The 10,295-nt window shown below is 67.4% G+C and carries 13 protein-coding genes; 10 read left to right on the forward strand and 3 right to left on the reverse strand.

The annotated features are described in order from the left end of the window. The 3 genes from map to Q8M88_RS08280 form a co-directional block, all read left to right on the forward strand. Nucleotides 1–729: type I methionyl aminopeptidase (map, locus tag Q8M88_RS08270; protein ID WP_305596258.1), on the forward strand; the 729-nt coding region annotated here is incomplete at its 5' end. Nucleotides 730–793: 64 nt separating this feature from the next. After that, on the forward strand, nucleotides 794–1,546 hold the full coding sequence (gene radC / locus Q8M88_RS08275) for a DNA repair protein RadC (RefSeq protein ID WP_305596260.1): 753 nt from the start codon (nucleotides 794–796) through the stop codon (nucleotides 1,544–1,546). 81 nt (nucleotides 1,547–1,627) lie between these two features. Further along, on the forward strand, nucleotides 1,628–2,413 hold the full coding sequence (locus tag Q8M88_RS08280) for a 3-hydroxybutyrate dehydrogenase (RefSeq protein ID WP_305596262.1): 786 nt from the start codon (nucleotides 1,628–1,630) through the stop codon (nucleotides 2,411–2,413). Nucleotides 2,414–2,419: 6 nt separating this feature from the next. On the opposite strand, the gene Q8M88_RS08285 is transcribed toward Q8M88_RS08280, so the two are convergent. Next, nucleotides 2,420–3,055 carry a glutathione S-transferase family protein gene (locus Q8M88_RS08285; protein WP_305596264.1) on the reverse strand — a complete coding sequence of 212 codons (636 nt, stop codon included), beginning with the start codon at nucleotides 3,053–3,055 and terminating at the stop codon, nucleotides 2,420–2,422. 150 nt (nucleotides 3,056–3,205) lie between these two features. Between Q8M88_RS08285 and purB the strand changes: the two genes are divergently transcribed. Next, the gene (gene purB / locus Q8M88_RS08290; RefSeq protein WP_305596266.1) at nucleotides 3,206–4,513 is read left to right on the forward strand and encodes an adenylosuccinate lyase; all 1,308 of its coding nucleotides are present in this window, start codon (nucleotides 3,206–3,208) and stop codon (nucleotides 4,511–4,513) included. A 24-nt stretch (nucleotides 4,514–4,537) separates the two neighbouring features. Here purB and Q8M88_RS08295 read toward each other — a convergent pair whose 3' ends face one another. Continuing rightward, nucleotides 4,538–4,861, reverse strand: coding sequence for a DUF1476 domain-containing protein (locus Q8M88_RS08295; RefSeq protein WP_305596268.1), 324 nt, complete (start codon nucleotides 4,859–4,861; stop codon nucleotides 4,538–4,540). 229 nt (nucleotides 4,862–5,090) lie between these two features. Between Q8M88_RS08295 and purC the strand changes: the two genes are divergently transcribed. Genes purC through Q8M88_RS08325 form a run of 6 tightly spaced genes read left to right on the forward strand, consistent with a single transcriptional unit; the run spans nucleotide 5,091 to nucleotide 9,851 of the window. Continuing rightward, nucleotides 5,091–5,846, forward strand: a complete 756-nt coding sequence (gene purC / locus Q8M88_RS08300; protein WP_305596270.1) for a phosphoribosylaminoimidazolesuccinocarboxamide synthase — start codon at nucleotides 5,091–5,093, stop codon at nucleotides 5,844–5,846. After that, the gene (purS, locus tag Q8M88_RS08305; protein ID WP_305596272.1) at nucleotides 5,847–6,086 is read left to right on the forward strand and encodes a phosphoribosylformylglycinamidine synthase subunit PurS; all 240 of its coding nucleotides are present in this window, start codon (nucleotides 5,847–5,849) and stop codon (nucleotides 6,084–6,086) included. It abuts the gene before it with no gap. Further along, nucleotides 6,083–6,487 carry a hypothetical protein gene (locus Q8M88_RS08310; RefSeq protein WP_305596274.1) on the forward strand — a complete coding sequence of 135 codons (405 nt, stop codon included), beginning with the start codon at nucleotides 6,083–6,085 and terminating at the stop codon, nucleotides 6,485–6,487. The genes purS and Q8M88_RS08310 overlap by 4 nt, the downstream gene beginning before the upstream one ends. Nucleotides 6,488–6,518: 31 nt before the next feature. Then, nucleotides 6,519–7,181: a phosphoribosylformylglycinamidine synthase subunit PurQ gene (gene purQ, locus Q8M88_RS08315; RefSeq protein WP_305596276.1), complete on the forward strand. Its 663-nt coding sequence runs from the start codon at nucleotides 6,519–6,521 to the stop codon at nucleotides 7,179–7,181. A 58-nt stretch (nucleotides 7,182–7,239) separates the two neighbouring features. Next, entirely contained in the window at nucleotides 7,240–9,438 is a 2,199-nt protein-coding gene (purL, locus tag Q8M88_RS08320) for a phosphoribosylformylglycinamidine synthase subunit PurL (protein WP_305596278.1), read from the forward strand. Between the two features lie 5 nt (nucleotides 9,439–9,443). Continuing rightward, nucleotides 9,444–9,851 carry a VOC family protein gene (locus Q8M88_RS08325; protein ID WP_305596280.1) on the forward strand — a complete coding sequence of 136 codons (408 nt, stop codon included), beginning with the start codon at nucleotides 9,444–9,446 and terminating at the stop codon, nucleotides 9,849–9,851. A gap of 9 nt (nucleotides 9,852–9,860) precedes the next feature. On the opposite strand, the gene Q8M88_RS08330 is transcribed toward Q8M88_RS08325, so the two are convergent. Continuing rightward, nucleotides 9,861–10,295 (reverse strand): CinA family protein (locus Q8M88_RS08330; protein ID WP_305596282.1); only part of this gene is annotated, 435 nt, incomplete at its 5' end.

Here is a 10,295-nt window from a genome sequence, read left to right on the forward strand (position 1 = left end):
CTGGCGGCGGAATGCCTGGACATGCTGACCCCCTACGTCGTGCCGGGCGTGGTCACCGACCACCTGGACCGACTGGCGCGTGAGTTCATCCTCGATCATGGCGCGATCCCAGCCTGCCTGTTCTACCGCGGCTATGCGAAGACCGTCTGCATCTCGCCGAACCATGTGGTCTGCCACGGCATCCCTGGCGAGCGGACGCTGCGCGAAGGCGACATCGTCAACATCGACGTCACCGTCATCGTCGACGGCTGGCATGGCGACACCTCGCGCATGTACGGCGTGGGCCCCGTGTCGCCGCGCGCCAAGCGCCTGATCGACGTGACCTACGAAGGCCTCGAACGCGGGCTCGCCGAGGTGAAGCCCGGCGCGCGCACCGGCGACATCGGCCACGCCATCCAGAGCTATGTCGAATCGATGCGCTGTTCGGTGGTGCGCGACTTCTGCGGCCACGGGCTGGGGCGCGTGTTCCACGACGCCCCGAACATCCTGCACTTCGGCCACAAGGGCATGGGCGAGCTGCTGCGGCCGGGCATGTTCTTCACCATCGAGCCGATGGTGAACCTCGGCAAGCATCCGGTGAAGCTGCTGTCCGATGGCTGGACGGCGGTGACGCGCGACAAGTCGCTGTCGGCCCAGTGCGAGCATTCCGTGGCCGTCACCGAGACCGGCTTCGAAGTGTTCACCGTCTCGCCGACCGGCCAGTTCCGGCCCTCCGTCGAGAGCGCCTAAGGCCGCCGCTCCAGGTTTTCCGACAGGCTTGCCAAGTCGGAACATCTAGTGAACATTGACGCTCATGGAGCGTCAGAACCCATCCGCATTCGCCGAAGGCGTCGGCCTGCAGCCGGAGCTTTGGGCTCCGGGTGCGATCAAATCCGCGCCGCACCACCTGGGCCACCGCGAGCGTTTGCGTGAGCGGGCGCGGGCGGGCGGGCTCGCCGCCCTGCCCGACTACGAACTGCTGGAGGCCTTCCTGTTCCGCAGCGTCGCCAGGGGCGACGTGAAGCCGCTCGCCAAGGCCTTGCTCGCGCGGTTCGGCGGCTTTTCCGGCGTGCTGGGCGCGACGATCGATGAGCTGAAGACGGTGAGCGGCGTGGGCGACGCAGTCGCCTTGGACATCAAGCTGCTGCACGAGGCGGCGTTGCGACAAACGCGCGAGGCGATCGGCAAGCGCCCGGTGATCTCCTCATGGACCGCGTTGCTAGCCTATGTGCGCACCGCGCTGGCGCACGAGACGCGCGAACAGTTCCGCGTGCTGTTCCTGGACAAGAAGAACCAGCTGATCGCCGACGAGGTGCTGGGCCGCGGCACCGTCGACCACGCGCCGGTCTATCCGCGCGAGGTGGCCCGCCGCGCGCTGGAGCTGTCGGCCAGCGCCCTGATCCTGGTGCACAACCATCCCTCCGGAGATCCGTCGCCATCCAGCGCCGACGTGGACATGACGCGGCAGGTGGCGGACGCGGCCAGGGTGCTGCGCATCGCTGTCCACGACCACCTGGTGGTCGGCCGCGACAGTGTGGCGAGTTTCAAGGCGCTGGGCCTGCTGTAATCGTCCGCGCTGTGGCGATTTCACCGAAAGAAGGCGGTTCTGACATCGACACGCCATGGCGATGCGGTGGATGCTCGGCCCATGACCCTAAAATCAAAGACCGCCCTCATCACCGGTTCCACCAGTGGGATCGGCCTCGCCATCGCGCGTGCGCTCGCCGCAGAGGGTTGCGACGTCGCCATCAACGGACTGGGCGACGCCGCCGATATCGAGAAGGAGCGCGCCGGCATCGCCGCCGACTTCGGCGTCAAGGCGATCTACGCCGCCGCCGACATGACCAAACCGGCCGAAATCGCCGCGATGATCGCCCAGACCGAGCGCGAGCTCGGGAGCTTGGACATCCTGGTGAACAACGCCGGCATCCAGTTCGTTTCGCCGGTCGAGGAGTTCCCGATCGACAAATGGGACGCGATCATCGCGATCAACATGTCGGCCGCCTTCCATGCGATGCGGGCCGCCGTGCCCGGCATGAAGCAGCGCGGCTGGGGGCGGATCATCTCCACCGGCAGCGCCCACTCCCTGGTCGCCTCGCCGTTCAAGGCGGCCTATGTCGCCGCCAAGCACGGCGTCGCGGGCCTGACCAAGACGGTGGCTCTGGAGGTCGCGACGCACGGCGTGACCGTCAACCTGATCAGCCCGGGCTATGTCTGGACGCCGCTGGTCGAGAAGCAGATCCCCGACACCATGAAGGCCCGCAACCTGACCCGCGAGCAGGTGATCAACGACGTCCTGCTGACCGCCCAGCCGACCCACGAATTCGTCAAGCCCGAGGAAGTCGCCGCTCTGGTGGTGTTCTTGTGCTCGGACGCCGCCAAGCAGATCACCGGCGCCAACCTGTCCATGGACGGCGGTTGGACGGCGGCATAGCCCGGCTTAGATCCCCGCCTGCGCGGCGCGCTCCCATTCCAGGAAGTCCGGCTGTTCCAGCAGGCGCTCGGCGTAGGCGCCCGCTGCGCCCGCGTCGCCATAGTCGCTGGGGTGGATCGAGTAGGTTCGAAACCGCGTCGCCACGGGCGTGTAGTAGGCGTCGGCGATCGACCATTCGCCCAGCAGGTACGGGCCTCCGAACCGGGTCAGCAGGTCGTTCCACAAACGCACGATCCGCCGCACATTGGCCTGGGTGAGATCGGAGATCTCGACGGACTTGGGCTGCTCCTCAAGGGCCATCGGGCATTCGCCGCGAAGGGAGGCGAAGCCGGAGTGCATCTCTGCCGCCGCGGCGCGTCCGAGCGCCCGGGCGGCGGGGTCGGCGGGCCACAGTTTCGCCTGTGGGAACCGCTCGGCCAGGTACTCGCAGATCGCCAGAGAATCCCAGATCGCCAGGTCGCCGTCCTTCAGCAACGGGATCAGGCCGCTCGGGGAATGCGGGCGGATGGCGGCTTCGGTCTGGCCGTCCTGCTGGCGAAGCTGGATCAGCGTCTCGGTGAACGGCTCGCCCGTGCGCTTGAGCACCAGCCAGGGGCGCAGCGTCCAGGTCGACCACCGCTTCGTACCGACAACCAGTTCCATGGCCTGACCTTCCTCGAGGGTTCACGCTTCCATCGCGCCGATTAAGCCCGCCCGGACCGTGCGGCAAGAAGCGGCGAGCGGGCGCGCGGTTCCATGCCGCGCAGGCCTCCGCGGCTTGACAGGGTCGCCTGCGTGGCGTGCAAAGCGCGCATGATCCCCAGGTACGCCCGCAAGGAAGCCGCCGACATCTGGTCGCCCCAGACCCGGTTCCGCATCATGTTCGAGATCGAGGCCCACGCCGCCGACGCGATGGCCGAGTTGGGCGTGATCCCGAAGCTCGCCGCCCAGACCATCTGGGAAAAGGGCCGCGACGTGATCTTCGACGTCGAACGCATCGACGCCATCGAACGCGAGGTGAAGCACGACGTCATCGCCTTCCTGACTCACGTGACCGAGTTGGTGGGCCCGGAGGCGCGCTTCCTGCACCAAGGCATGACCTCGTCCGACGTCAACGACACGGCGCTGGCCGTGCAGCTGTCGCGCGCCACCGACCTGCTGATCGGGGATGTCGATCTGGTGCTGACGGCGCTCAAGCGCCGCGCTTTCGAGCACAAGTTCACGCCGACGGTTGGCCGCAGCCACGCGATCCACGCCGAGCCGACGACGTTCGGGTTGAAGCTCGCCGGCCACTATGCCGAGTTCCAGCGCGCCAAGGAGCGCCTGGCCATGGCGAAATTCGAGATCGCCACCTGCGCGATCTCCGGCGCGGTCGGCACCTTCGCCAACGTCTCCCCGCTGGTCGAGGCGCACGTGGCCGAAAAGATGGGGCTGGCGGTGGAGCCGGTCTCGACCCAGGTGATTCCGCGCGACCGGCACGCGGCCTATTTCGCTGCGCTGGGCGTGGTGGCGAGCTCGGTCGAGCGCCTGGCGGTGGAAATCCGCCACCTGCAGCGCACCGAGGTGCTGGAGGCGGAAGAGCCGTTTGATCCGGGCCAGAAGGGCTCCAGCGCCATGCCGCACAAACGCAACCCGATCCTGACCGAGAACCTCACTGGGCTCGCACGCCTCGTGCGTTCGGCGGTGACCCCGGCGATGGAGAACGTCGCGCTGTGGCATGAGCGCGACATCAGCCACTCCTCGGTCGAGCGCGCCATCGCGCCGGACGCCACGATCCATCTGGACTTCGCGCTGTGCCGGCTGGCCGGGGTGGTCGAGCGTTTGGTGATCTATCCTGAGAACATGCTGAAGAACCTCAACCGCTTAGGCGGATTGGTTCACTCGCAGCGGGTGCTTCTGGCGCTGACCCAGAAGGACCAGGCGCGCGAGACCGCCTACACCGCCGTCCAGCGCAACGCGATGAAGGTGTGGCGCGGCGAAGGTGAGTTCATTGAACTGCTGAAGGCTGATCCGGACGTGCGCCCGCACCTGACTGACGCCGAACTCGGCGACCTGTTCGACCTCGGCTACCACTTCAAGAATGTCGACGTGATCTTCGATCGGGTGTTCGGGCGGGGCTAAGGCCTCTCCCGCATCCCCGCGACCTCAGCCGGCGGTGCGGACCTGTTCGCGGGCCTGGGCCAGCAGTTCGGCCATCTTCATCCGCACATCGCCTTCGGTGACCTGCACGCCGGACCCCTTGAGGTCTTCGAACACCTTGCGCAGGACATCCTCGTCGCCGGGGAGTTCGAAGTCAGATTTCACCACGGCCTTCGAGTAGTCCTCGATGTGCTGGCCTTCCAGGCCCATCAGGCCGGCCGCCCATGCGCCGAGCATGCGGTTGCGGCGCACGCCGGCCTTGAATTCCTGCTCCTGATCGAGCGCGAACTTTCTCTCGAAGCCCTGTTCCCGATCGTCGAAGGTGGTCATGTGATACCCGGTCTGCGCTAAGGTCGGCGTTGCATATCCTGCGGCGCGGCAGGTCGCAACGGAAACGCGCCGCCACGCCGTTTGCGCCGCACCGCCGCATCCGCTAATTTCACTCACGCCTCAAATGGAGCGAGAGGCCGACTCGGAGCCGCGCGCGCGAAGACATTCGAACGCGCGCGTTTTCATTTTCCGAGCCTCGGTCAGCCCTCGCCCTCGGAGAAGGCGCTGAATGACCCGCCGCAAGAAGATCTACGAGGGCAAGGCCAAGATCCTCTACGAGGGTCCTGAGCCCGGCACTCTGATCCAGTATTTCAAGGACGACGCCACCGCTTTCGACGGCCAGAAAAAGGCTGTCCTGGAGGGCAAAGGGGTCATCAACAACCGCATCAGCGAATCGATCATGACGCGGCTGAACGCCATCGGCGTGCAGAACCACTTCATCAAACGCCTGAACCTGCGCGAGCAATTGATCCGCGAAGTGGAGATCATCCCGCTGGAGGTGGTATGCCGCAACGTCGCCGCCGGCAGCCTGTCCAAGCGCTTCGGCTTGCCGGAAGGCCAGGCCCTGCCCCGCTCGATCATCGAGTTCTACCTGAAGGACGACAAGCTCTCGGACCCGATGGTCTCGGAAGAGCACATCACCGCGTTCAACTGGGCCTCGACCCAGGAGATAGACGACATGATGGCGCTCACCCTTCGGGTGAACGATTTCCTCACCGGCATGTTCGGCGCGGTCGGAATCACCCTGGTGGATTTCAAGATCGAGTACGGCCGCATCTGGGAGAATGATTTCGCCCGGGTCATCCTGGCCGACGAGATCAGTCCGGATTCCTGTCGGCTGTGGGATTCGACCACCAACGAGAAGCTCGACAAGGACCGCTTCCGCCGCGACCTGGGCGACGTGATCGAGAGCTACACCGAAGTGGCGCGGCGTCTCGGGATCATGAAGGAGATGCCCACGGTGATCCAAGGGGGCCTGCACTAGATGCGCGCCAAGGTTCAGGTGTTCCTCAAGCCCGGCGTCCTCGACGTTCAGGGCAAGGCCGTCGAGCACGCGCTGCATGGCTTGGGCTGGGGGGAAGTGGCCGACGTGCGCGTCGGCCGCACCATCGAATTCGACCTGAAGTCGGCGGACGCGACAGCCGCCGAGGCCGAGGTCAAGGCGATGTGCGAGAAGCTGCTCGCCAACACGGTGATCGAGGGCTACCGGGTCGAGGTGGCGTGAGCCGAGCCGGCCTGTCTGCATTGGCGGCGCTGGCGCTAGGCGCCTGCGGGTCGCCGCCGCAGACCCCGTCCACCCGGCCGGCCTTCGTCCTCGACTGCGACAAGGGGTTCGCGGTGCTGAGCGCACGGATCGCCGCCGACCCAGACCTGGTGAAGGCGCCGGCGACGCCTGGCGAACCCTACGACGTCTATAACGCGACAGACGGCCATGCCTCGTTTTTCGTCACCCAGAAGGGCGCGCCGGGCCACCCGGCGATCGTCATGCAACAACCCGAGCGGACCGGCGCGAAGCTCGACATGAAGAACACCGGCTGCCCCTACGGACAGCGCAAAGGCTATGACGAGTTGATCACCTATCTGGAGATCATCGGCCGCGTGGCCGCGCCCGCACAGAACCGCTGACGTCCGCTCAAATCCTGATAGAAGCCCGCCCATGAAAGCCGCCGTCGTCGTCTTCCCCGGATCCAACTGCGACCGGGACTGCAAAGTCGCCATCGAGCGCTCCACGGGCGCGCACGTCGACATGGTGTGGCACGGCGACAGCGCCCTGCCCCAAGGCGTCGATCTGGTCGTGCTGCCGGGCGGCTTCTCCTACGGCGACTACCTGCGCTGCGGGGCGATGGCCGCGCTCTCGCCGGTGATGAGCGACGTCAAGGCCGCGGCCGAGCGCGGCGTGGCGGTGGTCGGCATCTGCAACGGCTTCCAGATCCTCTGCGAGGCGGGCCTGCTGCCTGGCGCACTGCTGCGCAACCAACGGCTGAAATACGTTTGCAAGAGCGTCGATCTCGCCGTCGTCAACGCCCAGACCCGTTTCACCGCCGGCTACGCCGGGCGGCGCGAGGTGCGCATGACGGTGGGCAACGGCGAGGGCAACTTCTTCGCCGACGAGGCCACGCTCGACCGACTGGAGGGCGAGGGCCAGGTCGCGTTCCGCTATCTGGACAACCCTAACGGCTCGGCCCGCGACATCGCCGGGGTGGTCAATGCGCGCGGCAACGTCCTGGGCCTGATGCCGCACCCCGACCGCGCCTTCGAGGCGGAACTCGGCAGCGCCGACGGCGCCCTGCTGTTCCAGAGCGCGCTCGCAAGCGCCTGAGACGCAGGAGCCGGGCGGCCTATCGCGCCCGTCCACGAGTCCGGCTAGAACGCCCGCCATGAGCGCGCAACCTGCCAAGACCCTCGCCGAGACGGCGGCCGAGTACGGGCTGAAGCCCGAGGAATTCGACCTCATCATCCAACGGCTGAACCGAGAACCCAACGCCGTCGAGTTGGGCGTGTTCTCGGTGATGTGGAGCGAGCACTGCTCCTACAAATCCAGCCGCAAGCACCTGGGCAAGTTCCCCACCAGCGGCCCGCGGGTGATCCAGGGACCGGGCGAGAACGCCGGCGTGGTGAACATCGGCGACGGTCAGGCCTGCATCTTCAAGATGGAGAGCCATAACCACCCCTCCTACATCGAGCCCTACCAGGGCGCCGCGACCGGCGTCGGCGGCATCATGCGCGACGTCTTCACCATGGGTGCGCGGCCCGTGGCCCTGCTGAACGCGCTGCGGTTCGGCGATCCCAGCCACCCCAAGACCAAGCGGCTGGTGGCCGGCGTGGTGGCCGGCATCGGCGGCTACGGCAACTGCGTCGGCGTGCCGACCGTCGGCGGCGAGACCAACTTCCACCGCGGCTACGACGGCAACATCCTGGTCAACGCCATGTGCGTGGGCCTGGCCGATGCGGACAAGATCTTCTACTCGGCCGCGCCGTCGGCCGGCCTGCCGGTGGTCTATTTCGGATCAAAAACCGGCCGTGACGGCATCCATGGGGCGACCATGGCTTCGGCGGAGTTCGACGACGCTTCGGACGAGAAGCGCCCCACGGTCCAGGTCGGCGATCCGTTCGCCGAAAAGCTGCTGATAGAGGCGACGCTGGAGCTGATGGCGTCGGGCGCGGTGGCCGCCATCCAGGACATGGGCGCGGCCGGCCTGACCTCTTCCTCCGTCGAGATGGCCGGCAAAGGCGGCGTCGGCATCGAACTCGACCTCGACCAGGTTCCGCAGCGCGAGGCGGGCATGAGCGCCTATGAGATGATGCTGTCGGAGAGCCAGGAACGCATGCTGGCGATCCTCAAGCCCGGCCGCGAAGCCGACGGACAGCGGATCTTCCAGAAGTGGGGCCTGGACGCCGCGACCATCGGCTTCACCACAGACACCGGCCATATCGTCCTGAAACACAAAGGCGAAATCGTTTGCGACCTGCCGCTGGCCCCGCTGTCGGACGACGCGCCGCTGTACGACCGGCCGTGGGTCGCGCCGGTCTTGCACCCCAGGCTTGAGCCGTCCGACGTAGCCGCCCCCGCCGACTACGGTCAGGCGATCCTGACTCTGCTGGGTTCGCCTGACATGGCCTCCAAGCGTTGGCTCTGGGAGCAGTACGACCGCCACGTGATGGCCGACACCCTGGAAGATTCCGCCACCGGCGCGGACGCGGGCGTCGTGCGAGTGCATGGCACCCGCAAGGCGCTGGCGGTCACCTCCGACTGCACCCCGCGTTATGTGCAGAACGATCCCTACGAGGGCGGAAAGCAGGCCGTGGCCGAGGCCTGGCGCAACCTGACGGCGGTCGGCGCCGACCCCATCGCCATCACCGACAACCTGAACTTCGGCAATCCGGAACGGCCCGAGATCATGGGCCAGATCGTACGCGCCATCGAGGGCATGGCCGAGGCCTGCCGCGCGCTGGACTTCCCGGTCGTGAGCGGGAACGTGTCGCTCTACAACGAGACCAACGGGGCGGCCATTCCGCCGACGCCGACGGTGGGCGCAGTGGGCCTGATCGCCGACTACGCACGCCGAGCGGATTTTGCGAGCCTGAAGGCTGGCGACGCCCTTGTGCTGCTGGGCGATACGCGGGGCGAACTGGGGGCGAGCCTGTATCTGCGCGAACTGCTGGGGCGTGAGGACGGCGCGCCGCCGCCGGTCGATCTAGCCGACGAACGGCGAGCCGGCGACCTGGTCCGCAACCTCATCGTCTCCGGCCAAGTTACTGTCGTACATGATCTTTCCGACGGCGGGTTGATTTCCGCCGCGGCCGATCTGGCGCTCGCGTCCGACGTCGGCGTCAGCCTGCTGTTGCCGGACGGCCTGCCGGCCCACGCGGCCCTGTTCGGCGAGGACCAAGGCCGCTACCTGCTGGCCGCGGCCCAGCCCGATGCGATCCTGCGCGCCGCCGCCTCGGCCGGCGTACCCGCCACGGTGGTCGGCGAGGCGAGCGGCGAATCGCTCCGCGCCGACGGGCTGTTCGACATCCCGCTCCCCGAACTTCGCCGGACGTGGGAGCATTGGATGCCTGCCTACATGGGGTGAGCGCGATGGGCGCACTGCTGGTCAACATCGACGTACCGGACGCGGCCGCCGCCGAGCGATTCTATGTCGAGGCCTTCGACCTGACGCCGACCCGCCGGTTCGGAACCAGCGGCGTTGAACTCTCCGGCTGGCCTTCACCCGTCTATCTGCTTGAGCAGCCCGCCGGGTCGATCGGCGCCGCCGACCAGCCACGCGGCTACGCGCGCCACTGGTGTCCGGTGCATCTGGATGTCGTCGTCGACGACATCGAGGCGGCTTTGGCGCGCGCCGTGGCCGCGGGAGCCCGACCGGAGACCGAGGTCCGCACCGAGGCATGGGGCGCGATCGTCACCCTCGCCGACCCCTTCGGTCACGGAATCTGTCTGATCCAGTTCCTCAACCGCGGCTACGACGAGATCGCCGGGCGGGCTTAGGGCGATCCTCTAACGCGTCGCCTGTTCCAGGAGCCTGAGCGCGGCGGCGGCGAAGGCCCGCATGTTGGCTTCACGGTCATCGACGCCGGTCTCCAGCGTCACCGCAAGTTCGTGCGGACCGCTCAAGGCGATGCAGCTGTGGCCCGCGGCGTCGCCATAGGGATTGCCTGTGGGCCCGGCCGCACCCGTCTCCGACAGACCCCAGGTTGAGCCGAATCGCTCTCTCGACGTCCGCGCCAGCAGCAGCGCATAGGGCTCGCTGGCCGAACGCATGCCGACGACCGCTTCGCGCGGCAGGTCCATCAGCACCATCCGCGCCTTGGCGGTGAAGACCACCGCGCCGCCGAGGAAATAGGCCGAAGCGCCGGCCACCGACAGCAGGGCCGCGGCGATCAACCCGCCTGAAGAGGATTCGGCGACCGAGACGGTTTCGCCGCGGGCTTT

Source organism: Phenylobacterium sp., from assembly GCF_030693805.1.
Classification (GTDB): domain Bacteria; phylum Pseudomonadota; class Alphaproteobacteria; order Caulobacterales; family Caulobacteraceae; genus Phenylobacterium.